This window comes from Mesorhizobium monacense (genome assembly GCF_056781675.1).
The window spans coordinates 3878217-3905205 of sequence record NZ_CM165567.1 but is presented as its reverse complement, the minus strand read 5'-3'; the positions used below and the strand labels follow the sequence as shown (position 1 = coordinate 3905205).

Here is a 26989-nt window from a genome sequence, read left to right as displayed (position 1 = left end):
CCCGGCGCCGCCGTCACGGGAAAGGCAGCATGCCTTCGACCGCGCCCTCGGCACTTGTCAGCGTGTAGTGGAGCCCGCCATCGGTCGGCGTCGTCGACGGCCGGTCGAGGATCGGCACCGTGAACAACAGCTTGCCGTCCTTTTCGCTGCGAACCGGGGCACCGAACATATAGTCGCGTTCGCCGGCGACGAAGAAGTCCGCGGCTTCCGGGTCGCCTGGAAAGCTCGCCTCGACGACCAGTGTCTCGTGGTCGCCGGGCAGCACGTTGATGCCGAAATCGGGCCGTGAAGCAGCCGGCAGGGTCGCAAGCGCCGCCTTCACCTGTGCAGCATCCTTGGCATTGTCCGGATCGGACCCGGGATCGACGCTCAGCCTTGTCTGCACCGGAATGCAGATCGTCTCGCAAATGCCGAGGAAAATGTTGGCGTCGATGACCGCCGGCTGATCCGGCGCCGACAGCGTGAACGTAATCGGCAGCGAGACCGGATGGTCGTAGCCGGCCCACTTGCCGTAACCGTCGTCGTGACGCTGCGGCGGCGGAAATGAAAACCGCGCGTCGGAGATGTTGGTGCTGGCCGAGATATCGATCTGCGGTGGCACGCCGGCGTCGCCAGGGTCGCGCCAATAGGTTTTCCAGCCGGGCTTGAGCGCAATGTCGAGCACGCCCTGGATGCTTCCGGCTTCGTCGGGCTTGCCGCTGGTCACAAGCCGCACCTTGCCGCCCTCGGTGTTGTACCAGGCCGAGGAGGAAGCCAGGGCCGGAAGGCCCGTTCCCAAGACGGCAGCGGCGCTGGCAAGCAGGATTTTCAAGCTTTGCATGGCCGTGATTTGATCGTCCGTTCGTGGCAGCGCAATGATCTCGTGACCCCTTAGGTATCATATTTGCGTGACATCAGCGCAGAGGATGGTCAAGCTGTGGAATTCCATCCGAGGAACCCCAACTCAAGAATCTTTTGCTTCGGGCACAGCAGGAGCCCGCAATCCCGCGCGCGCATCTTTTCGGCGCCCCGGAAACGCGTTACCCTCACGCCATGGACTTGTTGCGCCACAAGAAGACGGCTGCTGGACGCGGCTTCCTCGACGACCAGTTCCTGATTGCCATGCCCGGCATGAAGGACGACCGCTTCACGCGCTCCGTCATCTACGTTTGCGCCCACAGCGATGAGGGCGCGATGGGCCTCATCATCAACCAGACGCAGCAGATGCTGTTTCCGGACCTTCTTGTGCAACTCGGCATCATGAACGAGCAGGAGGCGATCCGCCTGCCGGCGCAGGCACGCGACTTCGTCGTGCGCAACGGCGGACCGGTGGATCGCAGCCGCGGCTTTGTCCTGCATAGCGGCGACTACCGGGTTGAATCGTCTCTCAGCGTCTCCGACGACATCTGCCTGACCGCGACCGTCGACATATTGCGCGCCATTTCATCTGGCCGCGGGCCCCGCCGCGCGCTGATGGCGCTCGGCTATTCGGGCTGGGGTGCCGGCCAGCTGGAAAGCGAGATCGCCGAGAACGGATGGCTGACATGCCCAGCCACCCCCGAGCTTCTGTTCGACGCCGACATCGAGCGCAAATACGACCGCATCCTGGCCTCGATCGGCATCGATCTGGCGCATCTCAGCCTGGCCGCCGGTCACGCCTGAACATCATGCTTGCGTAAGCGGATATTGCTCCTTCAGCGTCTTCAGCACTTGGTCGCCTGGCATTGGCGCGCCGAACATGAAGCTCTGCACATATTCGCAGCCCATCTGGCGCAGCTCCAGCGCATCGCTTTCGTCGGAGATGCCTTCGGCAACCACCGACAGGCCAAGCTCATGCGCCATGTTGACCATGGATTTCAGCAGCACCGCGCGCTTCGGCGTCGCATCGTCGACGAAGCTCTTGTCGATCTTGATCGTGTCGAAGGGGAAGCGCGTCAGATAGGACAGTGACGAATATCCAGTGCCGAAATCGTCCAGCGACAGGCCGATGCCGAGCTGCTTCAGCTTGGTCAGCACATGCGACGCCTGCTCGGGATTGTCCATCACCAGCGATTCGGTGAGCTCGAGGCGGAAGCAGCGCGGCTTCAGATTGGCGCGCGCGATGACGGAGCGGACGTCGCTGACCAGGTCGCGGCGGATGAGCTGGCGGCTGGAGAGGTTGACCGAAACCGACAGCGGCGCGTCGCCGATCTGTTTCTGCCAGGTCGCCAGATCCTCGGCCGCCTGCTGCATGGCGAACAGGCCAAGCTGCACGATCAGGCCGCAATTCTCGGCGACCGGAATGAAATCCCCCGGCGGGATCATGCCGCGGCGCGGATGGTCCCAGCGCAGCAGTGCCTCGAAGCCGGCGACGCTGCCGTCCTCGAGGCGCACGATCGGCTGGTAGGCAAGCGTGAATTCGCGCCGCTCAATGGCGCGGCGCAGGTCCGATTCGAACTGCAGCCGGTCGGTGCCGACGGTGCGGAAGGCGGGCCGGAACGGCTCGATCCTGTCGCCGCCGAAGCGCTTGGCCTGGTGCATGGCAAGCTCGGCGTCCTTGACCATGTCCTCGGCTGAAGTCTGCGCCGTGGTCCAGGTGATCAGCCCGATCGAAGCGGTGAGCACGATCTCGCGCTTGGCGAAGGTGATCGGGTTGTTGATCGCATGCTTGATGGCGTCGGCCACTGCCGCGATGCGAGCCGGGTCCTGTTCCGACAAAAGCATCAGTGCGAACTGGTCGCCGGCAAAGCGCGACAGCGAATCCTTCGGCTTGAGCAGCCGGTGCAGCCGGCGGGCGATGGTCAGCAGGATGGTGTCGCCGGCCGAGATGCCCAGGCCGTCATTGACCTGCTTGAATCGGTCGATGTCGATGACGAAGACGGTTGGACGCACCTTCTCCTCGGTGCGCGCGATCGAGATGATCGCCTCCAGCCGGTTCATGTACAATTCGCGGTTCGGCAGGCCGGTCAGATTGTCGTGCACGGCGTCGTGCAGCAGCCGCTCCTCGGACTTCTTCTGCTCGGTCACGTCGACCATCGTGCCGACGCAGCGGATCACTTCGCCATCCGAGCCGATCACCGGCCGGGCGCGTAGCGAAAACCAGTGATAATGCCCGTCGGCGCCGCGCAGGCGGAAATTCTGCGAGACCCGGCCGCGCCGGTGCTCCAGCACCACGTCGAGCGTGGTGCGGAACGTGTCGCGGTCGTCGGCATGCAGCACCGGCAGCCAGTTGCGCGCGGCGCCCCCCAGGCTGTTGGGCGCCAGGCCAAGCTGCACGCTGACATCGGGCTTGGTCACCACGCGGTCGCGCAGCACGTCCCAGTCCCAGACGATGTCGCCCGATCCGGCAACGGCCAGCGCCTGGCGCTCGAGGTCGGAGAACAGGCCCTGATGCAGCGCGCCGCCGGCAAAGGCATGCTGCATGACGGTGAAGCCGATCAGCAGGATGATCAGAATCAGGCCACCGCCGAGTGCCGGCTGGGCGATGTCGTTGTCGAGCATGCCGGTGATCGCCATCCACGACCCGCACAGCCATAGCAGCACCATGACCCAACTGGGCACCAGCATGATGGCGCGGTCGTAGCCGCGTATGCCGAGGAAGATGATCAGGCCAAGCCCAGTCACTGCGGTGGCGGCGAAGGACAGCCTGGCGATGCCGGCGGCGACCGCCGGATCGATGATGGCGACGCCAGCGATCAGCACCAGCCCGAGGATCCAGACCAGCGCGCCATAGCTGAAATGGCCGTGCCATCGGTTGAGGTTGAGATAGGCGAACAGGAACACCACGAATGTCGCCGCAAGCGCCACCTCCGTTCCGGCCCGCCACATCTGCTCATTCCCCGGCGATATCTCGATGACCTTGTTGAGGAAGCCGAAATCGACGCAGATATAGGCAAGCACCGCCCAGGCCAGTGCCGCGGTCGCCGGGAACATCGAGGTTCCCTTGACGACGAAAAGGATGGTCAGGAACAGCGCCAGCAAGCCGGCGATGCCGATGACGATGCCGCGAAACAGCGTGTAGGAATTGACCGAGTCCTTGTAGGATTCCGGATCCCACAGATAGACCTGCGGCAGTTTCGGCGAGGCGAGTTCGGCGATGAAGGTGATCACCGTGCCGGGGTTCAGCGTCACTCGGAACACGTCCGCGTCGGGGCTGGTCTGGCGGTCGAGCGCGAAGCCTTCGCTGGGCGTGATGGCGGCGATGCGGGTCGAGCCGAGATCGGGCCAGAAAATGCCCGAATTCACCAGCCGGAAATGCGGCGCGACGATCAGCCGGTCGAGCTGCTGGTCGGTGGTGTTGGCCAGCGCGAACACCGCCCAGTCGCCGGTCGAACGCGCGTCATTGGCCTCGACCTCGATGCGCCTGACGATGCCATCAGGCCCCGGTGCGGTCGAGACCTGGAAGTTTTCACCCTGGTTCCGGTAGATTTCGACGGCGCCGGACAGGTCGAGCGCCACGTCGTCGCGGGCGATCTTGATCGGTTCGACGGCGAAGGCCGAAGACGCCGCGCAAAGCGTCACGATCGTCGCCAGGAGAAGCGCGAACAGCGAGCCGATTCGCAGGAAATTCGTCAAAAATCAGCCCTTCGTTCCAGCGCCCGGCGGATCGTCCGCGATCCGGGCGTAGAGGTAGTGGTCCTGCCAGATGCCATTGATCCTGAGATAGGATCGCAGAAGTCCTTCGCGCCGGAATCCGGCTTTTTCAAGCACGCGGATCGACCGGGCGTTGTCGGGAATACAGGCAGCCTCGATCCGGTGCAACCTCAGCGTATCGAAGGCGAATTGCGACACCAGCTTGACCGCTTCGGTCATCAGGCCGCGGCCGCCATAGCGCTCGCCGATCCAGTAGCCGATATGACCGCTCTGCGCGACGCCGTGGCGGATGTTGCCGAGCGTGATGCCGCCGGCAAGCTTGCCGCTCGCCTTCTCGAAGATGAAGAAGGCGATGGCCGTTCCTTGCGCATAGTCCTCGCGGTAGCGGCTGATGCGCAGCCGCCATGCCGTGCGGTCAAGCTCGTCCGGCGTCCAGCGCGGCTCCCACGGCTCGAGGAAGGCGCGGCTTTCGCCGCGCAGCGCCGCCCATTCGCGGTAGTCGTTGGTCAGCGGCACGCGCAGCGTGATCCGGTCACCCTTCAGTGCCGGCAGATCGCGGCGAAAGAAAGGGAGCGCGAACATGGCGCTTGGGAGGTCTTAGACTGCGAGCTTGCGGGCTGTCGTCTGCGTGCCCGAAAGCGAATCGAGGATCGCCTCATAGGGTGCAAGCGTACCCACGGGGCCGACGGCGGTGAGCGTTGGCTTGGTCGAAAACAGCCGCGCCGACAGGTCGGTCAGCCGCTCGATCGTCAACGCCGACAGCCGCTCCATCAGTTCTTCCTTGGCGATCGGCCGGCCGAACAGGAGCAGTTGCCGGGCGATCTGCGAGGCGCGGCTGGCCGGGCTTTCGGCCGACATGATCAGCCCCGCGCGATACTGCGCCCGGGCCCGGTCGAGCTCTTCCTGCAGGATGTTCTCGCCTGCCTTCTGCAACTCGTCGATGATGACGGGCACCAGCTTTGCGATGTCGCTCTGCCCGGTCGCGGCATGGACGCCGAAGATGCCGGTGTCGGAAAAGCCCCAGTGGAAGGCATAGACCGAATAGCACAGGCCGCGCTTTTCGCGGACCTCCTGGAACAGCCGGGACGACATGCCGCCGCCGAGGATCATCGACAGCACCTGCGAGGCGTAGAAGTCGCGCACATGATAGGCGCGGCCCTCGAAGCCGAGCACGATCTGCGCGTCCATCAGGTCGCGGTCCTCGCGGAAATCGCCGCCGACATATTGCGCATATTGCGGGATGTTGCTCTCGGCCTTGGCGCGGAAGCCGCCCAGCTGCTTCTCGACCTCGCGCACGAAAGCGTCGTGCTTGATGTCGCCGGCCGCGACGACCACCATGCGTTCGGCGCCATATTGGCGCTCGATGAAATTGTGCAGCTGCTTGGAGGTGAAGGACTTGACCGTCTCCGGCGTGCCGAGGATGGAGCGGCCGATCGTCTGGTGGCGGAAGGCGGTTTCGGTGAAACGGTCGAAGACGATGTCGTCGGGCGTGTCGTGCGCGGCGCCGATCTCCTGCAGGATCACATGCTGCTCGCGCTCCAGCTCCTCGGGGTCGAATTCGGACTCCTGCAAGATGTCGGCGAGGATATCGACCGCCAGCGGCACGTCGTCGGAGAGCACCCTGGCGTAATAGGAGGTGGTCTCGACGCTGGTGGCGGCATTGATCTCGCCGCCGACATTCTCGATTTCAGAGGCAATTTCGAAGGCGGTGCGCCTTTTCGTGCCCTTGAAGGCCATATGCTCGAGCAAATGGGCCATTCCGTGCTCTTCTTCGCGCTCATTGCGGGCGCCTGACTTGACCCAGGCACCAAGGGCAACGGATTCGAGACTTGGAAGGGTTTCGGTTGCGACTGTCAGGCCGTTCGACAGACGGCTTACCTCAACACCCATATGGCTAGTACTCCCTAACGCGCCGCCCGCGTGTGGCGTGTAACATAATCTTCCACCATTTTCAGGTCGGATGGAAGTACCGTGTATTTTTCGTCGGCTGACATCAAGGAGCCTAGCCATGCGGGCAGGGCCGGCGACATGCCGCAGGCCTCTTCGACGGCGGCCGGGAACTTGGCCGGATGGGCGGTGCCCAGCACCACCATCGGCACGGCGCCTGTGCTCTTGCCGGCGGCAACATGCATGGCCGCGGCCGTGTGCGGGTCGAGCAGATAATTGCTGGCTTCGAGCGTTGAGCGGATGGTGGCGGCGACCTCGTCGACATCGGAACGGCCGGCGTCGAATTCGGCTCTGATCCTTGCGATCTCGCCTGTTTCGATGGTGAAGGCGCCCGACTGCTTGAGCCCGTTCATGTAGCGACGCACTGTCGCGGCATCGCGGCCTGCCGCCTCGAACAGCAGGCGCTCGAAGTTCGACGATACCTGGATGTCCATCGACGGCGAGGTGGTGGCGAAGACGCCCTTGGTGCGGTATTCGCCGCTACCAAGCGTGCGCGCCAATATGTCGTTGTCGTTGGTGGCGATGATCAGCCGCTCGATCGGCAGGCCCATTTTCTTGGCGGCATAGCCGGCGAAGATGTCGCCGAAATTGCCGGTCGGCACGGTGAAGGACACTGGCCTGTCCGGCGCGCCGAGAGACAGCGCCGAGGAGAAATAATAGACGATCTGGGCCATGATGCGGGCCCAGTTGATCGAATTGACACCCGACAGCGACACCCGATCGCGAAAACCGTGGTCGTTGAACATGTCCTTCACAAGGCCCTGGCAGTCGTCGAAATTGCCTTCAAGGGCCAGCGCATGGACGTTGGCGGCGGTCGACGTCGTCATCTGCCGCTGCTGCACCGGCGAGACCTTGCCGTGCGGGAAGAGAATGAAGATGTCGGTGCGGTTGCGCCCGGCAAAGGCGTCGATGGCAGCGCCGCCAGTGTCGCCGGAGGTGGCGCCGACGATTGTTGCGCGCTGGTCGCGCTCGGCCAGGACATGGTCCATCAGCCGGGCCAGCAGCTGCATTGCCACGTCCTTGAAGGCCAGCGTCGGGCCGTGGAAGAGTTCCAGCACGAAGGTATTGGCACCGGTCTGCACCAGCGGGCAGACGGCCTCGTGGCGGAAGGTCGCATAGGCTTCGCGCACCAGCTTCTCGAACACTGGTGTCGCGATTTCACCGCCGAGGAACGGCGTCAGCACGCGGATGGCGAGGTCGGGATAGGCAAGGCCGCGCATGGCGCGGATATCGGATGCCGAAAACTGCGGCCATTCGCGCGGGACGTAGAGGCCCCCGTCGCGCGCCAGCCCGGCCAGCACCGCGTCGGAAAATCCAAGCACGGGCGCATCCCCGCGGGTACTCACATATTGCATCGTCACATTCCGTTGCTGGCGGGCGTTTCATTCACCGCAAGGTGGTTAATTTTCCGAGGCGGATCAGTCGCATTTTTGCCGCGCGGTTGATATACGTCACCAGCTTTGCGAGAGGGAAGTGCAGTTTCATGGCGTTTTATTCGTTCAACAACCGCTTTGTCGCGGGTCTGGCGCTCACCGGCTTTATGCTTGCCGCCGCCGGTTGCCAATCGAGCGACAATGGCGTTCTCAACTTCGGTTTCGGCAAGAAGGACACCCAGGCGCCACCACCGCCGCAGGATCCGAAGGTGCTCGCCAGTCAGTTGCGCGCCTACTGCCCGAGGGTGACGTTGCGCGACGGCACGGCCTTCTTCAGCACCTATGCCAAGGGCTCCGCCAAGCCCAGGAAGAAGACCGACGCCGCTCAGGATGCCGCGGCTGCCGCCCAGCCGGCGCCCGACGGCACCATCGTCGATCCCGATCGCGATCCCGCCAAGGTCATCTACCAGGCCTCGATCACCGACGTGACCCGCGACTGCAGCAACGCCAACGGCCAGTTGTCGATGAAGATCGCTGTCGCCGGCAAGGTCGTTCCGGGACCGATGTTCGCGCCGGGCACGATCACCATGCCGATCCGCGTGGCGGTGATGCATGGCACCGAGGTGCTCTATTCGCAGATCCATCCTTACCAGGTCCAGGTCACCGACCCCTCGGCCGCCACGCAGTTTGCCTTCACCGACCAGAACGTCGTCGTGCCGGAACCGACCGCGCAGGACTACCAGGCCTACGCCGGCTATGACGAAGGCGCCCCGAAAGCCGCGACTGACAAGCCTAAGGGCAAGCGGAAGAAGGTCGCCGCCGCGACGAACTGACTGGCTTAAAGCGGCTGCGGACAGCCCTTTCAAGCGTCCGCGGACCACTCGGACAAAGCGGCGATGACGCTCTTCAGTTCCGCCCAGCGGCGGATGACGGTTTCCGCGCCGGCCTCGGTCAGCGCGTCGGCATGGCCGGGATAGCTGTGCCCGGCGCCGGTGAAGCCGATGACGCGCATGCCGGCCGCCCTGGCGCCGGCGACGCCATGCACGGAATCCTCGATGACGAAGGTGTTTTCCGGCTTTGCGTTGAGCTTTTCGGCGGCAAACAGGAACACGTCCGGGGCCGGCTTGGTTTTGCCGGTCGGTGTTTCCATCGCCGAGAAGATGCGGCCGGCGAAGAACGGCAGCAGATGCACTTTCTCCAGCATGAACTCGATCCGCTCGGAGCGTGAGTTGGAGCAGATGCAGCGCGGCACGGTCACCGCCGCGACCGCCTCGCGCACGCCGTCGATGGCGCGCACGTCGCCGCGCAATTTGCGGTCGACCAGCTCTTCGGCGCGGTCGATCAGCGAGACCTGGAATGGGATCGCGGACTTCTCCTCGACCCGCATCATGATGTCCTTGAAGGTCAGCCCGGCATAGGTCTCGGCAAGTTCCTCCGGCGATATCTCGTAGCCGGCCGAGGTCAAAAGCTCGGCTTCGATGCGCGCGGCGATGATTTCGGAATCGACGAGCACGCCGTCGCAATCGAAGATGACAAGGTCTGGCTGGGGCATGGCAATCCGAAACAAGGGAAGGATGGTAGGCGGCCCGACAGGGCTCAGGCGGCGCGGCATACACCAACAGGCCGGGCTTCGCAAATTAACCGGACCTAGGCGGCCGAACCGGTTCCGCCCTTCACCGAATATTTACGCTGATCGGTAACCATAACAGGAAGTAAAACAGTAACGCGTGCCTTGGGTGTAACAATGTCAGCCGTGCGTCTTCTCGACGAGCTTTCCCATGCTCCCCAGCAATCCGAATGGCTGGACACGATCCTCAAGGGCGACTGCGTGGCGGCACTCGACCGGCTGCCCGAAAAGTCGATCGACGTCATCTTCGCCGATCCGCCCTACAACCTTCAGCTCGATGGCGATCTGCACCGGCCCGACCAGTCCAAGGTCGACGCCGTCGACGACGACTGGGACCAGTTCGAGAGCTTTGAAGCCTACGACGCCTTCACCCGCGCCTGGCTGCTGGCGGCGCGCCGCGTGCTGAAGCCGAACGGCACCATCTGGGTCATCGGCTCCTACCACAACATTTTCCGGGTCGGCGCCCGGATGCAGGATCTCGGCTTCTGGATCCTCAACGATGTCGTCTGGCGCAAGACCAACCCGATGCCGAACTTCCGCGGTCGTCGTTTCCAGAACGCGCATGAGACGATGATCTGGGCCTCGCGCGACCAGAAGGGCAAGGGCTACACCTTCAATTACGAGGCGCTGAAGGCATCCAACGACGACGTCCAGATGCGCTCCGACTGGCTGTTTCCGATCTGCACCGGCGGCGAGCGGCTGAAGAACGAGAACGGCGACAAATTGCATCCGACGCAGAAGCCGGAAGCACTGCTGGCCCGCATCATGATGGCCTCGACCAAACCAGGCGACATCGTGCTCGATCCCTTCTTCGGCTCCGGCACCACCGGCGCGGTGGCAAAACGCCTCGGCCGCCACTTCGTCGGCATCGAGCGTGAGCAGGCCTATATCGATGCCGCCAACGAGCGCATCGACGCCGTTCGTCCGCTGGACGGTGACGATCTCACCGTGCTTACCGGCAAGCGCGCCGAGCCGCGCGTTGCCTTTGTCAGCCTCATCGACACCGGTCTTATGCTGCCCGGCGCCACGCTCTATGACGCCAAGAAGCGCTGGGCGGCCAGGGTGCGCGCCGACGGCACGGTGGCCATCGGCGACAGCGCCGGCTCGATCCACAAGATCGGTGCCGAAGTGCAGGGGTTGGACGCCTGCAACGGCTGGACCTTCTGGCACTATGAGCGCAGCGGCGGCCTGACCCCGATCGACGAGCTTCGTCGCATCGCCCGCCTCGGCATGGAGCGGGCAGGGGCCTGATTCAGCTCACCTTGATACCAAGACGCTCAAGGTCCGCCGTGAGCGTTTCGGCGTCGGTGAACAGCACCGCCTGCCAGCCTGCCGCCTTGGCGCCCTCGACATTCTTCGGGCTGTCGTCGATGAACAGCGTCGCTTCTGGCTCGAGTCCGAACGCAGCGACGTGATGATCGTAGATGGCGCGATCGGGCTTGATCTGGCGGATGTCGCCCGACACGGTCACGCCGCGCGGATGGTTGAGAAAATCGAAGCGCTGCCGGGCCTCGGCAAGCGTGTCGGTGGCAAAATTGGTCAGCATGGTCACGTCATGGCCAGTGTCGATCAGCTTCTCCATGATGGCGACGCTGTCGTCATAAGCATGCGGCACCATGTCGTGCCAATGGCGGCGGAAATTGCGAATGTTTTCAGCGTGATCGGGGTGTTCGGCGATCAGCAGCGCCTCTGCCTCTTCCCAGGTCCGGCCGCGGTCCTGCTCGATGTTCCAGTCGCTGGTGCAGACATTGTCGAAAAACCACTTTCTCTCTTCGGCATCCGGAATCAGGCGGCTGAACGGGATGTTCGGATCGTAATGGATCAGCACTCTGCCGATGTCGAAAACGATGTGGCGGATTTCAGTCATGCAGGCCTCTTTGCGGTATGTGGCGACGGCTTTTTCGTCGCGCCGGGTATCGCAGCCTCGATTGCCTTTTTCATGACAGTCGGCAACGCCTCGCCTGAAATGTCTGTTGGCAGCGACCAGAAATGGCCAACTGGGGTGTCGCCGCTCACCTGCGCATGAAAGACGTCGAGTTCGAGCGCGAAATGCGTGAAAACATGCGCAATCTGTCCGGCACGCCGCCAATTGGCGGGGAAGGGCGCCGCGGCGTCAGTGGTCGCACCGTCCACCCGCGCCGTCCAGGCGGTGGTCGGCACTTCGGTCATGCCGCCGAGCAAACCTTTGTCCGCACGCTTGCGCAACAGGATGGCGCCATCGCCACGCACGGCCACGAAGGCGGCCCCGCGTCGCAAGGGCTTTCCCGCCTTCGGCAGGCGAACCGGAAAACGTTCGGGATCGCCTGAAAGGATGGCACTGCAATCCGCCCGCAGCGGGCACAGCATGCAGCGCGGCCGGCGCGGCGTGCAGATCGTCGCGCCGAGATCCATCATCGCCTGGGCGAAGTCGCCAGGCCTTTTGTCCGGAACCACGCGCTCGACCAGCGCGCGGATCTCGGGCTTGGCCTCGCTGATCGGCGTGGCGATCGAAAACAGCCTGGAGACCACGCGCTCGACATTGCCGTCGACGACGGCCGCCGGCTGGTCGAAGGCGATCGCCGCGATCGCCGCCGCCGTGTAGGCGCCGATCCCCGGCAGTTCCCTAAGGCCGGCTTCCGTATCCGGAAAGCTGCCGCCTCGGCGCGCAACGAGATCGGCGCAGGCCTTGAGATTGCGCGCCCGTGAATAGTAGCCGAGCCCGGCCCACGCCTTCATCACGTCCTCGGTCGGCGCAGCGGCCAGCGCCTCGACATCAGGCCATTTCTCGACGAAAGCGCGAAAATAGGCTTTGACCGCCTCGACCGTGGTTTGCTGCAGCATCACCTCTGAGAGCCAGACGCTGTAGGGGTCGGGTCTCGTGCCGGACGCCAACGCGCGCGGAGCGATACGCCATGGCAATTCGCGGTGATGCGCGTCGTACCAGGCGAGCAGGCGGGACGCGATATCGGATCCGGCTTCGCCGATATCCCCGGATCCAGCTTCGCCGATATCCAGGGACGCAGCTTTGCTGCTGTCTCCGGATGCGGTCTTGCGGGTCTGGTCTAGCGGTGCCATTGATCGGGTGCCGGCTTGGCCGATATCTGGTGAAGGGCGGACTGGAGAACGCACATGGCAGGGAAAAGGCCCTTCGGCAATCCCGTTCCGGTGAGCGATCTCGCGACCGAGATCCTCGATCCGGTGCTACGCAAGCGCGCCGGCATCTCGATCGGGCTGGTCCAGTCATGGGAGGAGATCGCCGGACCCCGGCTTGCAGGCCGTTCGCGTCCCGAGAAGATCCAGTGGCCGCGCCGCCTGCATGAGGACGATCCATTCGAGCCGGCGATGCTGGTCATCGCCTGCGAGGGCATGGCCGCACTCCATTTGCAGCACGAGGCCGGGGAGATCATCAACCGCGTCAATGCCTTCCTCGGGTTCAATGCCATCGGCCGCATCAAGATCCTGCAGAAGCCGGTGCTGACCGAGAAAGCCCGGCCGAAACCGGCTCTCAGGCCGTTGACATCAGCGGAGAAGGCCAAATTGTCCGACACGGTCGGCAAGATCGAGGACGATAGCTTGCGCGCCTCGCTGGAACGGCTCGGCGCCACTATTCTTGGCGAAAGCAAACCGCGGGGGTCATGAATGCGTCATCTATCTCGCGCATTCGTGATCATGCATATAGTCTTTGGCGATTGGAATGGGGACTGCGATGCCTTAATTCGCGCCAACTCTCGCCTTTTCTAGCCTTTGCATTGCAAAATCCAACATTGTCAGGTGATTCGCATGAACCGTTCCCCGTTTGGCCAAAGCTTGTCCCGCAGAAACCTCTTGTCTTCGCTGGCCGCCGTTCCGGCTGTGGTTCTGCTTGCCGCCTGTAGCGACTCGGACGAAGAGGCCAAGGCGGCAGATGTGAAGCCTGCCGCACCCGCCACCCCTGCGACACCAGCCACGCCGGCCGCCGTCAAGGTGCCGGAAGCGCAGGGCACGGTCGATATGGCCGAACTGCTGAAGCCCGGCGCGTTGCCCGACAAGCAGCTCGGCAAGGACGACGCCAAGGTCACCATCGTCGAATACGCCTCGATGACCTGCCCGCATTGCGCGCATTTCAACGAGACGACCTTCCCTGAGTTGAAGACGAAATACATCGACACCGGCAAGGCCCGCTACATCCTGCGCGAATTTCCGTTCGATCCGAGCGCCGAGGCCGGTTTCATGCTGGCACGCTGCGCCAAGGACAACTATTTCCCGATGGTGGACGTGCTGTTCAAGCAGCAGGCCAACTGGGTTGGCGTCAACAACACCAAGGACGCATTGCTGCAAATCTCGAAGCTCGCCGGTTTTACACAGGAGTCCTTCGAGGCCTGCTTGACGGACCAGAAACTTCTGGACGATGTGAGAGCGGTCCAGAAGCGCGGCGCCGATGAATTCAAGGTCGACTCGACGCCGACCTTCTTCATCAATGGGAAGACCTACAAAGGGGCGATGTCGATTGAGGAAATGTCGGCCATCCTCGACCCTCTGCTCTGACGTCCAGGCAGCGCCGAAGCGGCTGCGCTTCGGCGTGCGCACGCCTATGCCTTGCCGTGGGTTCGACCGCGGAACACCCTTGCTGAAACAGCTTATGGGGCGGCGCGAATGAAGTTTTCGCGCCTTCGCCTCCTCGGTTTCAAGTCCTTTGTCGAACCGGGCGAGTTCGTCATCGAACGCGGCCTGACCGGCATCGTCGGGCCGAACGGCTGCGGCAAGTCGAACCTGGTCGAGGCGCTACGCTGGGTGATGGGCGAAAGCTCCTACAAGAACATGCGCGCGTCCGGCATGGACGACGTCATCTTTTCTGGCTCGGGAACGCGCCCGGCCCGCAACACCGCCGAAGTCACGCTTTTCCTCGACAACAGCGACCGCACCGCGCCTTCGGCCTTCAACGACGCCGATGAACTGCAGGTTTCGCGCCGCATCGAGCGCGAGGCCGGCTCGCTCTACCGCATCAACGGCAAGGAAGCCCGCGCCAAGGATGTGCAGCTTCTGTTCGCCGACCAGTCGACCGGCGCCCGGTCGCCTTCGATGGTCGGGCAGGGCCGCATCGGCGAACTGATCCAGGCCAAGCCCCAGGCGCGCCGCGCTCTGCTGGAAGAAGCGGCGGGCATTTCCGGCCTGCACACGCGCCGCCACGAGGCCGAGCTTCGGCTGAAAGCGGCCGAACAGAACCTGGAACGGCTGGACGATGTCGTCGGCGAGTTGGAAAGCCAGATCGAAAGCTTGAAGCGCCAGGCGCGCCAGGCCTCGCGCTTCAAGAACCTGTCGGCCGACATCCGCAAGGCCGAGGCGACGCTGCTGCATCTGCGCTGGACGCTGGCCAAGACCCAGGAAGGCGAGGCGCGTTCGGCGCTGGCGGTTGCCACGGCGCTGGTCGGCGACCGCGCCGCCGCCCAGATGGCGGCCGCGAGGGAGCAAGGCATCTGCGCCCACCGGCTGCCGGATTTGCGCGACGCGGAAGCCGCCGCCGCCGCCGCCTTCCAGCGCCTGTCGATCGCCAAGACGCAGATCGAGGAGGAAGCGGGCCGCATCCGTGCCCGCCAGGCCGAACTCGAGCGCCGGCTGCAGCAGCTTGATGGCGACATCGCCCGCGAGGAGCGGATGGTGCGCGACAATGCCGACATCCTCGAACGCCTTCGCACCGAGGAGGCTACGCTCAATTCCGAAAATGCCGGTGCCGCCGAGCGCGAGGCCACCACGCGTGGCGCCTTCGAGCAAGCGGCGGCCACGCTCTCGCAGAGCGAAGCGAAGCTTGCCGCGCTGACCGCCGAACGCGCCGAGGCGGCCGCCTCGCGCAACCAGATCGAGCGCACCCTGCGCGAGACCGCCGAGCGGCGCGACCGTTTTGCCCGCCAGCTTGCCGAGGTCGACCGCGAACTGTCCGACATCGTCTCGCGATTTTCCGGCCTGCCCGATCCCGCCGAGAAGCGGCTTCTGGTCGAGGACGCCCAGGCGCTGCTGGAACAGGCCGAGGCCAATGCAATATCGGCCGAACAGGCGGTCGCCGAGGCTCGCACGGCCGAAAGCGTCGCCCGCCCGCCGCTGCAGGACGCCAAGGCCGAGCTGGCGCGCATCGAGACCGAGGCGCGCACGCTGGCCAAGATCTTGAATGCCGCGAGCGGCGATCTCTTCCCCTCCGTTCTCGAACAGATCAGCGTCGAGCGCGGCTATGAGACAGCGCTGGGTGCCGCGCTTGGCGAGGATCTCGATGTCCCGCTCGACCGCAGCGCACCAGTGCATTGGGGCGAAAGCGCGGTCCACCCCGGCGATGCCTCGTTGCCGGAAGGCATCAGGAGCCTTGCCAGCGTGGTTCGTGCCCCGGCGCAGCTCGCCCGCCGGCTGGCGCAGATAGGCATTGTCGATGCCGCCGACGGCCGGCGGCTGCAGGCGTTGTTGGCTCCGGGACAGCGGCTGGTCAGCCGCGAGGGCGCGCTGTGGCGCTGGGACGGGCTGACAGCCAGCGCCGACGCGCCGACCGCGGCCGCGCAGCGGCTGGCGCAGAAGAACCGGTTGGCCGAGCTCGACGCCGAGGCGATCCAGGCGACCCTTGTCCTGCGTGAGGCCGAAGCCGCACTTGCCCAGGCCGAGCAGGCGCTTCGCCAGGCGAGCGAGGCCGAGCGCAACGCTCGCCAGGCAGGCCGCGACGCCCAGCACGGGCTGGACGCTGCCCGCAATGCGCTGGCCGAGGCCGAAAAGGCCGGAGGCGAGCTGGTGAGCCGGCGCGCCGCCCTCGACGAGGCCCGCGCCCGCGTCGTCGACAGCCATGAAGAAACGGCGGCCGCCTTCGTCGAGGCGGAAATGCTGCTGCAGAGCGCGCCCGACCTCGGCGACCTGCAACTGCAGCTCGAACAGGCCTCGGCCAATGTCGCAAAAGACCGCGCCACGCTGGCCGACGCCCGTGCCGTCCATGAAGGGTTGCGGCGGGAAGCCGAGGCACGCACGCGCCGCCTCGAGGCCATTGGTGCCGAACGACGCAACTGGCTGGAGCGGGCCGAGAACGCATCGACGCAGATTGCCGCCCTTGGCGAGCGCAAGGCCGAGGCCGAGGCCGAGCGCGAGCGGCTGGCCGACGCGCCTGACGAGATCGACGCCAAGCGGCGCGCGCTGCTGTCGCAGCTCGCCGAAGCCGAGTCGCTGCGCCAGGCGGCGGGCGATCGCCTGCAGGAAGCGGAGAACAAGCAGGCCGAACTGGACAAGGCCGCAACCGCGGCGATCCAGTCGCTGGCCGAAGCCCGCGAATCCCGCGTTCGCGCCGAGGAGCGGCTGACGGCGGCCGACGAGCGGCGGCTGGAGGTCGAGGCGCGCATCCAGGAAACGCTGAACACACCGCCGCATCTGGTCATCCGCCATACCGGACTGGAAGCCGACAGCCCGATGCCCGAAATGGCCGAGATCGAGCGTCAGCTCGACCGGTTGAAGATCGAGCGCGAACGGCTCGGCGCCGTCAATCTGCGCGCCGAGGAAGAGCAGAAGGAACTGTCAGACCGGCTGGAAACCATTGTTTCCGAGCGCGAGGACATTATCGAGGCGATCCGCAAGCTGCGGCAAGCGATCCAGAGCCTGAACCGCGAGGGACGCGAGCGGCTGCTCGCCGCCTTCGAGGTGGTCAACGGCCATTTCCAGCGGCTGTTCTCGCATCTGTTCGGCGGCGGCACGGCGGAACTGCAGCTGATCGAATCCGACGATCCGCTCGAGGCCGGGCTGGAGATCCTCGCCCGCCCGCCCGGCAAGAAGCCGCAGACCATGACGCTGCTCTCCGGCGGCGAGCAGGCGCTGACGGCGATGTCGCTGATCTTCGCCGTGTTCCTCACCAATCCGGCGCCGATCTGCGTGCTCGACGAAGTCGACGCGCCGCTCGACGACCACAATGTCGAGCGCTTCTGCAATCTCATGGACGAGATGGCCAAGACCACCGAGACGCGCTTCGTCATCATCACCCACAATCCGATCACCATGGCGCGTATGGACCGGCTGTTCGGCGTGACCATGGCCGAGCAGGGCGTCAGCCAACTGGTGTCGGTCGACCTGCAGGCCGCCGAGGCGATGCGCGAGGCGAGCTGAGGCGCCTGATCGGCAGCTGTCCGCTCGTTCATTTCCCTGAAATTATGGACGATGTCCTTGAGATTGGCTGGGGCGCCAGGATTCGAACCTGGGAATGTCGGTACCAAAAACCGATGCCTTACCACTTGGCGACGCCCCATCAGAGTCGCTTGTGCGGCGCGTTATTAGCAGAGCGGCCAAAAAGCACAATGGCAATGAGGGGTGGCGTCGCCCACCTGATTTCGCAGTCCACAGCCGCGGCCAGGAGCGGCGTCTACTCGCTCCAGACCGCCATTTCGTTGCCGGCCGGATCGGTGAAATGGAAGCGCCTGCCGCCAGGGAACGAGAAGATCGGCTTGACGATGGTGCCGCCGGCATTTTCGACGGCGTCCAGCGTTTCTTCCAGATCCTTGGAGTAAAGCACCGGCAGGGGCTTGGCTGGCGCTTCGCCGGCATCGGCCTGAAAACCGCCATCCAGCCCTTCGGCAAAAGCAGAATAGGTCGGTCCGTAGTCGGTGAACGACCAGGAAAAGGCGGCGCTGTAGAAGGCCTTCACACTGTCCAGCGTGCCTCCGGTCGCCGGCATTTCCAGATAGTCGAGTTTTCCGGTCAGTTTCATGACGCCACTCCATACATTGTTCTTGTTATGTTCTATTTCGTTACCTCCGATGCCGCAAGTCTTTTTGACGCAGCCTTTGCTTAATCGGTTGTAGGGGTTTTTCTTAATCGATTGTAGGGGCCGGTCGCTTTGCCGACGCCTTGCCTTTCGCAGTGCAGCATCATATCGCTCGGTCCGGACGCTGCGGAGACCGGGCCTAGTCCGTGCTTCGCCAATCTTTCCATCTCCAAGACCTGGAGGGCGAGTATGACCAAGTGGGTTTACACTTTCGGCGATGGTGCTGCGGAAGGCCGTGCCGGCGACCGAAACCTCCTGGGCGGCAAGGGCGCCAACCTGGCCGAGATGTGCAGCCTCGGCCTACCGGTGCCGCCTGGCTTCACCATCACCACCGAGGTCTGCAATGCTTACTACGCCAACGGCCGTACCTATCCGGCTGAGCTGGAACCAAATGTCACGGTGGCACTGGATCATATCGGCCGGCTGACGGGGCGCCGTTTCGGCGACCCGTCGAAACTGCTCTTGGTTTCGGTGCGCTCCGGCGCTCGGGCCTCGATGCCCGGCATGATGGACACCGTGCTCAATCTCGGCCTCAACGACGAGACGGTCGAGGCGCTGGCCGCCGATTCCGGCGATGCGCGCTTCGCCTATGACAGCTACCGCCGCTTCATCCAGATGTATTCCGACGTCGTCATGGGCCTCGACCATGACGTGTTCGAGGAAATCCTCGAGGACCAGAAGGCGAGCCTCGGCCACGAACTCGACACCGAACTGACGGCGCTGGAGTGGCAGGGTGTCATCGCGCTCTACAAGGCCAAGGTGGAGGAGGAACTCGGCAAGCCGTTCCCGCAGGATCCGCACGAGCAGCTGTGGGGCGCGATCGGCGCGGTGTTTTCCAGCTGGATGAACAACCGCGCCATCACCTACCGGCGCCTGCACGACATTCCCGAAAGCTGGGGCACGGCGGTCAATGTCCAGGCCATGGTGTTCGGCAATATGGGCGATACCTCGGCCACCGGGGTCGCCTTCACCCGCAACCCCTCGACCGGCGAAAAGCAGCTCTATGGCGAATTCCTGGTCAATGCGCAGGGCGAGGACGTGGTCGCCGGCATCCGCACGCCGCAGAACATCACCGAAGCTGCCCGCATTGCCGCCGGCTCCGACAAGCCGTCGCTGCAGAAGCTGATGCCGGACGCCTTCCATTCCTTCGTCACCATCTCCGACAGCTTGGAAAAGCACTACCGCGACATGCAGGATCTCGAATTCACCATCGAGCGCGGCAAATTGTGGATGCTGCAGACGCGTTCCGGCAAGCGCACCGCCAAAGCTGCGCTCAAGATCGCCGTCGAGATGGCCAGGGATGGTCTGATCACCAAGGAGGAGGCGGTCGCCCGCATCGATCCCGCCTCGCTCGACCAGTTGCTGCATCCGACCATCGATCCGAAGGCCGCGCGTGACGTGATCGGCATCGGCCTGCCGGCTTCACCGGGTGCCGCTACCGGCGAGATCGTCTTTTCCTCAGGCGATGCCGAGGACGCCAAGGCGCAAGGCCGCAAGGCGATCCTGGTGCGCATCGAGACCAGCCCCGAGGACATCCACGGCATGCACGCGGCGGAAGGCATCCTGACCACGCGCGGCGGCATGACCAGCCATGCCGCCGTGGTGGCGCGCGGCATGGGCAAGCCTTGCGTATCGGGCGCCGGCTCGCTGCGCGTCGACTATAAGGCCGGCACGCTGATGGCGATGGGATCGACGTTCCGCAAGGGCGACATCATCACCATCGATGGCGGCAACGGCCAGGTGCTGAAGGGCGCGGTGCCGATGCTGCAGCCGGAACTCTCCGGCGATTTCGCCGCCATCATGGAATGGGCCGATGCCGCACGCCGCATGAAGGTGCGCACCAACGCCGAAACCCCGCTCGATGCGCGCATGGCGCGCTCCTTCGGCGCGGAGGGCATCGGTCTCTGCCGCACCGAGCATATGTTCTTCGACGGCGACCGCATCGTCGCCATGCGCGAGATGATCTTGGCCGACACCGAGAAGGACCGGCGTACAGCCCTTGCCAAGCTCCTGCCGATGCAGCGCTCGGATTTCCTCGAACTGTTCGAGATCATGGCCGGCCTGCCGGTGACCATCCGCCTGCTCGATCCGCCGCTGCACGAATTCTTGCCGAAGACCGAGGCGGAAATTGCCGAAGTCGCCGCCGCCATGAACGTGTCGCCGGAAAAGCTCAGGCAGCGCACCGAAGCCCTGCACGAGTTCAATCCGATGCTCGGCCATCGCGGTTGCCGCTTGGCCGTCTCCTACCCCGAGATCGCCGAAATGCAGGCGCGCGCCATCTTCGAGGCTGCCGTGGAGGCGGGCCAGAAGGCTGGCGCGCTGGTGGTTCCCGAAATCATGGTGCCGCTGGTTGGCCTGGTGAAGGAACTGGACTACGTCAAGGCGAGGATCGATGCCATCGCCAAGAGTGTCATGGAAGAGACCGGCATCAAGATCGACTATCTCACCGGCACGATGATCGAACTGCCGCGCGCCGCGATCCGCGCCCATGTCATCGCCGAGGCGGCCGAATTCTTCTCCTTCGGCACAAACGACCTGACCCAGACCACCTTCGGCATCTCGCGTGACGACGCCGCCTCGTTCCTGGAGACCTATCGTCAGAAAGGCATCATCGAGCAGGATCCGTTCGTGTCGCTCGACATAGACGGCGTCGGCGAACTGGTGCGCATGGCGGCCGAAAAGGGCAGGGCGACCAGGCCCGAGATCAAGCTCGGCATTTGCGGCGAGCATGGCGGCGATCCCGCTTCGATCCGCTTCTGCGAGGAGGTCGGCCTCGACTATGTGTCGTGCTCGCCCTACCGCGTACCGATCGCCAGGCTGGCCGCGGCGCAGGCAGCGGTGCTGGTGGCAAAGGCATCTGCGCCGCGCGCCTGATGGCCGCGACTATTGCCATGGATGACCGATCGATGACTGTCGATTGGCTCCGGCTGTGTGGTTGCCAACTTACGATTTTGTGAGCAAAGTCACGCGAAGTTGCGTGTGACGGTCCTCAATCTCGACATCGTTTCCGCCCAGTTTCCCAAGCCCGACCCCCGGTGCCCGAAACAGATGCTACAGTCTTCCCCCGCCCCGTTCCGATCAATCCTGATCCTCCAGACCAAGTTCATGGGCGATATTGTTCTCGCCTCCACGCTGGTGAAAAACCTGCAGCTCGAATATCCGGGCGTCAGGATCGTGTTCCTCTGCGAGGCGCGTTTCGCAAGCTTCCTCACCGCCCACGGCATCGCCTCCGACGTCGTCACCTTCAGCCGCGCGCGCCTGCGTGGTTCACCGCTGCAACGCGGGCGTGAGCTCTATTCGATGGTGCGCAGGCTGCGCCAGCACCGCTTCGATATGACGATCGACCTGAGCGATTCGAAAACCTCTCGGGTCGTCGTCAGACTCGTCAACGCCAGGACCAGACTGGGCTATCACCCGACTGACAGGCCCTTGCGCTGGTACGAGCGCAATCCGGCCAATATTCGGGTCACGCGGTTCGGCTATGGTGAAACGCACTATCTCTACCGCTACCTTTCGCCGCTGGAGGCGCTTGGGATCGATTTGCGCGTCAGAGTGCCTTCGATCAAGCCGCTGCCGCTGGAAACGGCTCGCGCCGAGGACTTACTGAACAGGCACGGGCTCCGGCGAAACGCCTTCGTCGCGGTGCATGCCGGAGCGAGCTTCCGCGGCCGGCAATGGCAGCCGGAACGCTTCGCCGCCGTGATTGACGAAATCGCGCGCGAGACCGGGCTGGACTTCGTGCTTGTCGGCGGCCCGGACGAGCGCAAGCCGGCCGAACGGATTGTCGCCGGGACCGCCTCGGCCGTCGTCGACCTCGTCGGCGTCCTGTCGCTCGAGACGCTGCTGGCGCTGCAGAAGGAAGCGCGGCTGTTCCTCGGCAATGAGAGCGGCCCGATGCATATGGCAGCGGCGGCGGGAACCCCTGTTGTCGGCCTTTTCGGCCAGACAAGGCCAACCCGTTGGGCGCCGGTCGGCGCGCCGAGCATTTGCCTCCAGCCTTCCATGCCGTGCGAATGCGTTGCGCGCGATTTGTGCCGTTGGCCGGACCCAAGCAAATCCTGCTGCGTCTGGCGCCTGGAGGTCGAGCCTGTCATCGAGGCCGTGCGGGAAATCTTGTCCCAGACCGAGGTCGCGGTGCAACCGCCGCCCGTGGTTCGCGCCACTCGCTGAAAAGTCACACGCCAGTTGTCGCGGTGACCGCCTGTCGCGTGCGCGCCGTCCCGATTTCGCCTCGATGCGGGTCTTTTTGGCGCGGCTCCCGCGGTGATCCGCTTCTACATATCTGTCCGGAAATCAATCATGCGCCTGCTCGGAAAATGTCTTTGCGCGATCGCGATCTCGGCCTGCGCCGTGTCGGCAGGTCACGCTGCACCGCTTCTCGAGCCTACGCTGCACCTGACGCCGCAGGCGGGCAGCGGCCGCGTGGCGCTGACGCTCGACGCCTGCGGCGGTCAGACCGACACCAGGATCCTCTCGGCGCTGGTCGACAACAGGATCCCGGCGACGATTTTCGTCACCGGCATCTGGCTGAAGCGCAATGCCGCGGCGGTCGAGATCATGCGCGCGCATCCCGATTTGTTCGAGTTGGAGAACCATGGCGGCCGCCATATTCCAGCGGTCGACACGCCGCAAAAGATCTATGGCATCCGCAGCGCCGGCAGCCCCGACGCCGTGCTGGCCGAGGTCGAATCGGGCGCCGCCGCACTTACCCGCACCGGTGAGCCGGCGCCGAAATGGTTTCGCGGCGCGACCGCCGAATACAGCTCGTCCGCCATCGCCATGATCCGCAAGCTTGGCTTCAAGATCGCCGGCTTTTCGATAAACGGGGACGGCGGTTCGTTGCTGGGTGCGAAGGAAACCGCCCGGCGCATCGCCGCCGCCAAGGACGGCGACGTCATCATCGCCCATATCAACCAGCCTACCCATGCCGCAGGCGAAGGCGTGGTGCAGGGCCTGCTGGCGCTCAAGCAAAAGGGCCTGACCTTCGTGCGGCTCGATGAAGCCGATGGCATCGGCAACGACGGCACCACCGAGTGATCGGATCGGCCTGACCCTGGGTCTGCATCTTGGGTGAGTTCGCTCCGAACGCTCAGTCGGGAGTGGCTTCGATCGTCACTTTGCTGGGATAGAAGGCGCCGTGATTGCGGATTTCCGTCATCTCGTCGAAGGGCCGCTCATAGGCCCACATTGCATCCTTGCCGGTCTCTTTCGCGGACCGCACGCTCCAGTAGGTGGCGTCGCCCTTGTAGGGACAATGCGTTGAGTGCTCGGTCTTGCCAAGCTGGCTGAAATCGATGTCATCGAACGGAATGTAGAGAACAGCGGGATACGGCGGTTCCGACAGGAGCTTCGCGTTCGTCGAGCTGGCGATGATCGTATCGCCGGCGCGCACGACGACGGTGCCGTGAAAGGGCTCGACGGTGATGACCTTGCCGGGGTTGCGCTGAAAGCCGGGTGCAGGGTTTGCGATCTGGTCCAAGACGGGGTCTCCTTGTCTGGGGTGAGAACGTCCTGCACTAGGTGTGTCGGATGACCGCGCTTCGCAAGGTCACCATTCAAGGACACGCAGCAAACCTGACCGAGCCCTCCCTTGGTCTGCTGTCATACTGGTCTTGTCTCGAGATTTCAGGCCGCGGTCTTGAACACATCCATCAGCCCGGCATAGGCAGCAGCGATGCCGGCCACCGGATTGGTGCTCCTCGACGCCGTCTCGACCTTCAGCGCGCCGCCGACCGTTGGCAGGGTCAGCAGCAGGAACTGGCGGTTGCCGCCATCTCCCACGCATGCCGCGGCGACATGCTGGCCTTCGCCGTCGTTGTCGACGCACATCTTGAACAGCAGCGTGCCGCCGACCGCCTCAAGGGCGCCGCCGACAACCTCGACGAATTCATCTTCGGAGACGGTTTTGGCGTCCGGCACCAAATCGGCCAGACTTTCGGCAAGTGTGTTTTCAAGTGCCTTGTCGTCGAGCTGCGCGTCCATGCGAACCTCTTCCATTCGCCAATCACACCCCTGCCCATTAACAGAGCTTAACGCCGACGATGGCCGGATTGTGGCGGTTTTCCTTGTCATTTCGGTCAATGCACCGGGATGGCTGGACAATCCGCCGGTTCGTCCCACAATGGGGCAAAAGCGCGTAGACGCGAAAAAAGCGCAGGGAGGAACAGACATGCTCGGACTGATGCAGGAATGGCCACTGCTTTGCCACAAGCTGATCGACAATGCCGAACGTCAGCATGGCAGCCGCGAGATCGTGTCGCGATCGATCGAGGGGCCTATCGTGCGCACCACCTACGCCGAAATTCACCGGCGCGCGCTTAAGGTGGCGCAACGGCTGGAGCGCGACGGGTTCGCGCTTGGCGACCGCATCGCGACGCTGGCCTGGAACACGGCGCGCCACATCGAGGCCTGGTACGGCATCATGGGGATCGGCGCGATCTATCACACGCTCAATCCGCGGCTCTTCCCCGAGCAGATCGCCTGGATCATGAACAACGCCGAGGACAAGGCGATCTTCGTCGACCTGACATTCGTGCCGCTGCTCGAGAAGATCGCCGGGTCGGTCAAATCGCTGAAGCGTGTGATTGTGCTGACCGACAGCGCGCACATGCCCGAAACGGCGCTGCCGAACGCCGTCGCCTACGAGGAATGGCTGGCCGAGACCGACGGCGACTTCGCCTGGAGGACCTTCGACGAAAACACCGCCGCCGGCATGTGCTACACCTCGGGCACGACAGGCGATCCCAAGGGTGTGCTCTACAGCCATCGCTCGAACGTGCTGCACGCCATGATCGCCGCCATGCCCGACGCCATGGGCATCTCGGCCCGCGACACCATCCTGCCGGTGGTGCCGATGTTCCATGCCAATGCCTGGGGCCTCGGCCAGAGTGCGCCCATGATCGGGGCCAAGCTGGTCATGCCTGGCTGCAAGATGGACGGGGCTTCGATCTACGAACTGCTGGATACCGAGAAGGTGACCTTCAGCGCCGCCGTGCCGACCGTGTGGATGATGCTGCTGCAGTATCTGGAGGAGACCGGCAAGAAACTCCCTTACCTGCAGAAGGTGGTCATCGGGGGCTCGTCCTGTCCGCGCGCCATCACCCAGAAATTCCAGGACAATTACGATGTCCAGGTGATCCATGCCTGGGGCATGACCGAGATGTCGCCGCTCGGCACGCTGTGCACCATGAAGCCCGACTATGAAGGGCTGAACGGCGAGGCGCGGCTCGATATCCAGGGCAAGCAGGGCTATCCGCCCTTCGGCGTCGAGATGAAGGTAACGGACGACGACGACAAGGCGCTGCCTTGGGACGGAAGGACCTTCGGGCGGCTGAAGGTGCGTGGGCCGGCCATCGCCCGCGCCTATTATGGCGGCGTCGGCGCCGAGCAGTTCGACGCCGAAGGCTGGTTCGATACAGGCGATGTCGCGCATATAGATCCGGGCGGCTATATGCAGATCACCGATCGCGCCAAGGACGTCATCAAATCGGGCGGCGAATGGATCTCGACCATCGATCTGGAGAACCTCGCCGTCGGTCATCCCGATGTCGCCGAGGCGGCCGCCATTGGCGTTGCCCATTCCAAATGGGGCGAACGGCCCTTGCTCGTCGTCGTGCGCAAGCCAGGCAAGGAGCCGAGCAAGACCGAAATCCTCGATTTCATGAACGGCAAGGTTGCCAAATGGTGGATGCCCGACGACGTCGCCTTCGTCGGCGAAATTCCTCACACCGCCACCGGCAAGATCCAGAAGATCACCTTGCGCGAGCAGTTCAGGGACTATCGCCTGCCGACGGATTGATGGGCATGCTGCGTCTTTCGGCTTCAAGCCTGAGCCAAAACGCTCTGGCGCTTGATTCCGAAAAGTTGCAGACTTTTCGGAAAAGATCATGCGATAAAACAAAGACTTAGAGCAGGGTGAATGACAATTCCAATTCATCCTGCTCTAAGTCTCGGTTCGGGTTTGGGGTGGTGTGGCTGAGAATGGTTAGCATTCCTGAACGACAGACGTCGAGGGCGGCCGGCTGGTCGCGCGGGACAGCGGCTTTTTCGCTGGTCCTGCTGCTGACCGTGCTCGTCGGCCACAGACTCGATCTCGTCGAAACACCAGTATTTCTCTGGGTGTTGGCGATCGTCGCGCTGCTCGCCGCCTTCGCGCTGCTGTTTGCCGGATTCGCCTTGTCCAGGCTGTGGAATTTCGGCGACCGCGGCGGCCGCGATCTCTCCGTTGGCGCCCTGCTGGCGCTTCTGGTGCTCGCCCCCTATGGCACCGCCGCCTATTGGGCGACGATCTCGCCGCCGCTGAGCGACATTTCGACCGATTTCGACGATCCGCCGGCGATCGACACGTCTGACCGCACCAAGGGCATGAACGTTCTGTCGACGCCGACGCCAGGCGAGCAAAGCCTGCAAGGCGATGCCTATCCTTTAGTCACCAGTCGCAGCTACAATTTGCCCTTTGAAACCGTCGTCGATGCGGTCGAGACCGTGCTCGATCGGCGCGACTGGCAGCTTCAGGCGCCATATCCTGAAACCGACGGGCAAAGCGAGGTGACGATCAATGCGCTCGCCAAAAGCTTCGTGCTTGGCCTTCCCGCCGATGTCGCGATCCGTGTGACCAACGATGGCGACACCGTCATCGTCGACATGCGGTCCGCCTCGCGCTACGGCCAATACGACCTTGGCGACAATGCCGCCCGGATCGTGGAGTTCCTAGGGGAGCTCGACCAGGAAGTGGCCGGCCAGGTGGGTGCCGCACCGGCCGAATGA

The 26989-nt window shown here is 64.2% G+C and carries 22 protein-coding genes and 1 tRNA gene; 11 read left to right on the top strand and 12 right to left on the bottom strand.

Translation table 11 applies throughout. The features are described 5' to 3' along the window. Window positions 1–13: 13 nt before the first annotated feature. Complete coding sequence (locus AC1RUK_RS19045; protein ID WP_481834385.1) at window positions 14–820, bottom strand: protein-disulfide reductase DsbD domain-containing protein; 807 nt, start codon at window positions 818–820, stop codon at window positions 14–16. Between the two features lie 212 nt (window positions 821–1032). Here AC1RUK_RS19045 and AC1RUK_RS19040 point away from each other — a divergent pair, with 212 nt between their 5' ends. Beyond that, window positions 1033–1641, top strand: coding sequence for a YqgE/AlgH family protein (locus AC1RUK_RS19040; protein ID WP_436171567.1), 609 nt, complete (start codon window positions 1033–1035; stop codon window positions 1639–1641). A gap of 3 nt (window positions 1642–1644) precedes the next feature. On the opposite strand, the gene AC1RUK_RS19035 is transcribed toward AC1RUK_RS19040, so the two are convergent. From AC1RUK_RS19035 to thrC, 4 genes are read right to left on the bottom strand one after another with little or no spacing between them, the layout of a single operon-like run. Further along, a complete protein-coding gene (locus AC1RUK_RS19035) occupies window positions 1645–4533 on the bottom strand; it encodes an EAL domain-containing protein (protein ID WP_481834386.1) in 2889 nt (962 codons plus the stop codon). A 3-nt stretch (window positions 4534–4536) separates the two neighbouring features. Beyond that, on the bottom strand, window positions 4537–5133 hold the full coding sequence (locus AC1RUK_RS19030) for a GNAT family N-acetyltransferase (protein WP_481834387.1): 597 nt from the start codon (window positions 5131–5133) through the stop codon (window positions 4537–4539). A 15-nt stretch (window positions 5134–5148) separates the two neighbouring features. Continuing rightward, complete coding sequence (locus AC1RUK_RS19025) at window positions 5149–6441, bottom strand: M16 family metallopeptidase (RefSeq protein ID WP_481834388.1); 1293 nt, start codon at window positions 6439–6441, stop codon at window positions 5149–5151. Between the two features lie 14 nt (window positions 6442–6455). Beyond that, the gene (gene thrC / locus AC1RUK_RS19020; RefSeq protein WP_481834389.1) at window positions 6456–7853 is read right to left on the bottom strand and encodes a threonine synthase; all 1398 of its coding nucleotides are present in this window, start codon (window positions 7851–7853) and stop codon (window positions 6456–6458) included. Window positions 7854–7981: 128 nt separating this feature from the next. Here thrC and AC1RUK_RS19015 point away from each other — a divergent pair, with 128 nt between their 5' ends. Further along, window positions 7982–8704, top strand: coding sequence for a hypothetical protein (locus AC1RUK_RS19015; protein WP_481834390.1), 723 nt, complete (start codon window positions 7982–7984; stop codon window positions 8702–8704). Between the two features lie 29 nt (window positions 8705–8733). Here the strand turns inward: AC1RUK_RS19015 and AC1RUK_RS19010 are convergent, their stop codons facing one another. Beyond that, complete coding sequence (locus AC1RUK_RS19010) at window positions 8734–9423, bottom strand: HAD family hydrolase (protein ID WP_481834391.1); 690 nt, start codon at window positions 9421–9423, stop codon at window positions 8734–8736. A 192-nt stretch (window positions 9424–9615) separates the two neighbouring features. Between AC1RUK_RS19010 and AC1RUK_RS19005 the strand changes: the two genes are divergently transcribed. After that, the gene (locus AC1RUK_RS19005; RefSeq protein WP_481834392.1) at window positions 9616–10749 is read left to right on the top strand and encodes a site-specific DNA-methyltransferase; all 1134 of its coding nucleotides are present in this window, start codon (window positions 9616–9618) and stop codon (window positions 10747–10749) included. 1 nt (window position 10750) lies between these two features. On the opposite strand, the gene AC1RUK_RS19000 is transcribed toward AC1RUK_RS19005, so the two are convergent. Then, complete coding sequence (locus AC1RUK_RS19000; protein ID WP_481834393.1) at window positions 10751–11365, bottom strand: HAD family hydrolase; 615 nt, start codon at window positions 11363–11365, stop codon at window positions 10751–10753. Continuing rightward, complete coding sequence (mutY, locus tag AC1RUK_RS18995) at window positions 11362–12552, bottom strand: A/G-specific adenine glycosylase (RefSeq protein WP_481834394.1); 1191 nt, start codon at window positions 12550–12552, stop codon at window positions 11362–11364. Before mutY ends, AC1RUK_RS19000 begins: the two co-directional genes overlap by 4 nt. Before the next feature lie 54 nt (window positions 12553–12606). Between mutY and AC1RUK_RS18990 the strand changes: the two genes are divergently transcribed. From AC1RUK_RS18990 to smc, 3 genes are all read left to right on the top strand, one after another. Beyond that, window positions 12607–13116, top strand: coding sequence for a DUF721 domain-containing protein (locus tag AC1RUK_RS18990; protein ID WP_481834395.1), 510 nt, complete (start codon window positions 12607–12609; stop codon window positions 13114–13116). Between the two features lie 141 nt (window positions 13117–13257). Beyond that, the gene (locus tag AC1RUK_RS18985; RefSeq protein WP_481834396.1) at window positions 13258–14001 is read left to right on the top strand and encodes a DsbA family protein; all 744 of its coding nucleotides are present in this window, start codon (window positions 13258–13260) and stop codon (window positions 13999–14001) included. A 108-nt stretch (window positions 14002–14109) separates the two neighbouring features. Then, on the top strand, window positions 14110–17568 hold the full coding sequence (gene smc, locus AC1RUK_RS18980; RefSeq protein ID WP_481834397.1) for a chromosome segregation protein SMC: 3459 nt from the start codon (window positions 14110–14112) through the stop codon (window positions 17566–17568). Between the two features lie 64 nt (window positions 17569–17632). Here smc and AC1RUK_RS18975 read toward each other — a convergent pair. Both AC1RUK_RS18975 and AC1RUK_RS18970 read right to left on the bottom strand, forming a co-directional pair. After that, a tRNA-Gln gene (locus AC1RUK_RS18975) sits at window positions 17633–17707 on the bottom strand. Window positions 17708–17821: 114 nt separating this feature from the next. Beyond that, window positions 17822–18166: a VOC family protein gene (locus tag AC1RUK_RS18970; RefSeq protein WP_436171579.1), complete on the bottom strand. Its 345-nt coding sequence runs from the start codon at window positions 18164–18166 to the stop codon at window positions 17822–17824. Between the two features lie 246 nt (window positions 18167–18412). Here AC1RUK_RS18970 and ppdK point away from each other — a divergent pair, with 246 nt between their 5' ends. The 3 genes from ppdK (at window position 18413) to AC1RUK_RS18955 (ending at window position 23260) form a co-directional block, all read left to right on the top strand. Further along, the gene (ppdK, locus tag AC1RUK_RS18965) at window positions 18413–21097 is read left to right on the top strand and encodes a pyruvate, phosphate dikinase (RefSeq protein WP_481834398.1); all 2685 of its coding nucleotides are present in this window, start codon (window positions 18413–18415) and stop codon (window positions 21095–21097) included. Between the two features lie 231 nt (window positions 21098–21328). Further along, on the top strand, window positions 21329–22393 hold the full coding sequence (locus AC1RUK_RS18960; RefSeq protein ID WP_481834399.1) for a glycosyltransferase family 9 protein: 1065 nt from the start codon (window positions 21329–21331) through the stop codon (window positions 22391–22393). Window positions 22394–22522: 129 nt separating this feature from the next. Further along, complete coding sequence (locus AC1RUK_RS18955) at window positions 22523–23260, top strand: polysaccharide deacetylase family protein (protein WP_436171582.1); 738 nt, start codon at window positions 22523–22525, stop codon at window positions 23258–23260. Window positions 23261–23312: 52 nt separating this feature from the next. Here AC1RUK_RS18955 and AC1RUK_RS18950 read toward each other — a convergent pair whose 3' ends face one another. Next, on the bottom strand, window positions 23313–23702 hold the full coding sequence (locus AC1RUK_RS18950) for a DUF427 domain-containing protein (RefSeq protein WP_481834400.1): 390 nt from the start codon (window positions 23700–23702) through the stop codon (window positions 23313–23315). A 146-nt stretch (window positions 23703–23848) separates the two neighbouring features. Beyond that, window positions 23849–24205: a hypothetical protein gene (locus AC1RUK_RS18945; RefSeq protein ID WP_481834401.1), complete on the bottom strand. Its 357-nt coding sequence runs from the start codon at window positions 24203–24205 to the stop codon at window positions 23849–23851. Window positions 24206–24392: 187 nt separating this feature from the next. Between AC1RUK_RS18945 and AC1RUK_RS18940 the strand changes: the two genes are divergently transcribed. Together AC1RUK_RS18940 and AC1RUK_RS18935 are read left to right on the top strand one after the other, a co-directional pair. After that, window positions 24393–26021 (top strand): fatty-acid--CoA ligase, encoded by a 1629-nt coding sequence (locus AC1RUK_RS18940; RefSeq protein ID WP_481834402.1) that lies wholly within the window; start codon window positions 24393–24395, stop codon window positions 26019–26021. Between the two features lie 182 nt (window positions 26022–26203). Next, window positions 26204–26989: a DUF1499 domain-containing protein gene (locus AC1RUK_RS18935; protein ID WP_481834403.1), complete on the top strand. Its 786-nt coding sequence runs from the start codon at window positions 26204–26206 to the stop codon at window positions 26987–26989.

Excerpts from the sequence above, each read along its gene's own strand:
- AC1RUK_RS19045 (WP_481834385.1), bottom strand. The coding sequence starts at position 820 with ATGCAAAGCTTGAAAATCCTGCTTGCCAGCGCCGCTGCCGTCTTGGGA.
- AC1RUK_RS19040 (WP_436171567.1), top strand. The coding sequence starts at position 1,033 with ATGGACTTGTTGCGCCACAAGAAGACGGCTGCTGGACGCGGCTTCCTC.
- AC1RUK_RS19030 (WP_481834387.1), bottom strand. The coding sequence starts at position 5,133 with ATGTTCGCGCTCCCTTTCTTTCGCCGCGATCTGCCGGCACTGAAGGGT.
- AC1RUK_RS19025 (WP_481834388.1), bottom strand. The coding sequence starts at position 6,441 with ATGGGTGTTGAGGTAAGCCGTCTGTCGAACGGCCTGACAGTCGCAACC.
- thrC (WP_481834389.1), bottom strand. The coding sequence starts at position 7,853 with ATGCAATATGTGAGTACCCGCGGGGATGCGCCCGTGCTTGGATTTTCC.
- AC1RUK_RS19015 (WP_481834390.1), top strand. The coding sequence starts at position 7,982 with ATGGCGTTTTATTCGTTCAACAACCGCTTTGTCGCGGGTCTGGCGCTC.
- AC1RUK_RS19010 (WP_481834391.1), bottom strand. The coding sequence starts at position 9,423 with ATGCCCCAGCCAGACCTTGTCATCTTCGATTGCGACGGCGTGCTCGTC.
- AC1RUK_RS19005 (WP_481834392.1), top strand. The coding sequence starts at position 9,616 with ATGTCAGCCGTGCGTCTTCTCGACGAGCTTTCCCATGCTCCCCAGCAA.
- AC1RUK_RS19000 (WP_481834393.1), bottom strand. The coding sequence starts at position 11,365 with ATGACTGAAATCCGCCACATCGTTTTCGACATCGGCAGAGTGCTGATC.
- mutY (WP_481834394.1), bottom strand. The coding sequence starts at position 12,552 with ATGGCACCGCTAGACCAGACCCGCAAGACCGCATCCGGAGACAGCAGC.
- AC1RUK_RS18990 (WP_481834395.1), top strand. The coding sequence starts at position 12,607 with ATGGCAGGGAAAAGGCCCTTCGGCAATCCCGTTCCGGTGAGCGATCTC.
- AC1RUK_RS18985 (WP_481834396.1), top strand. The coding sequence starts at position 13,258 with ATGAACCGTTCCCCGTTTGGCCAAAGCTTGTCCCGCAGAAACCTCTTG.
- smc (WP_481834397.1), top strand. The coding sequence starts at position 14,110 with ATGAAGTTTTCGCGCCTTCGCCTCCTCGGTTTCAAGTCCTTTGTCGAA.
- AC1RUK_RS18970 (WP_436171579.1), bottom strand. The coding sequence starts at position 18,166 with ATGAAACTGACCGGAAAACTCGACTATCTGGAAATGCCGGCGACCGGA.
- ppdK (WP_481834398.1), top strand. The coding sequence starts at position 18,413 with ATGACCAAGTGGGTTTACACTTTCGGCGATGGTGCTGCGGAAGGCCGT.
- AC1RUK_RS18960 (WP_481834399.1), top strand. The coding sequence starts at position 21,329 with ATGGGCGATATTGTTCTCGCCTCCACGCTGGTGAAAAACCTGCAGCTC.
- AC1RUK_RS18955 (WP_436171582.1), top strand. The coding sequence starts at position 22,523 with ATGCGCCTGCTCGGAAAATGTCTTTGCGCGATCGCGATCTCGGCCTGC.
- AC1RUK_RS18945 (WP_481834401.1), bottom strand. The coding sequence starts at position 24,205 with ATGGACGCGCAGCTCGACGACAAGGCACTTGAAAACACACTTGCCGAA.
- AC1RUK_RS18940 (WP_481834402.1), top strand. The coding sequence starts at position 24,393 with ATGCTCGGACTGATGCAGGAATGGCCACTGCTTTGCCACAAGCTGATC.
- AC1RUK_RS18935 (WP_481834403.1), top strand. The coding sequence starts at position 26,204 with ATGGTTAGCATTCCTGAACGACAGACGTCGAGGGCGGCCGGCTGGTCG.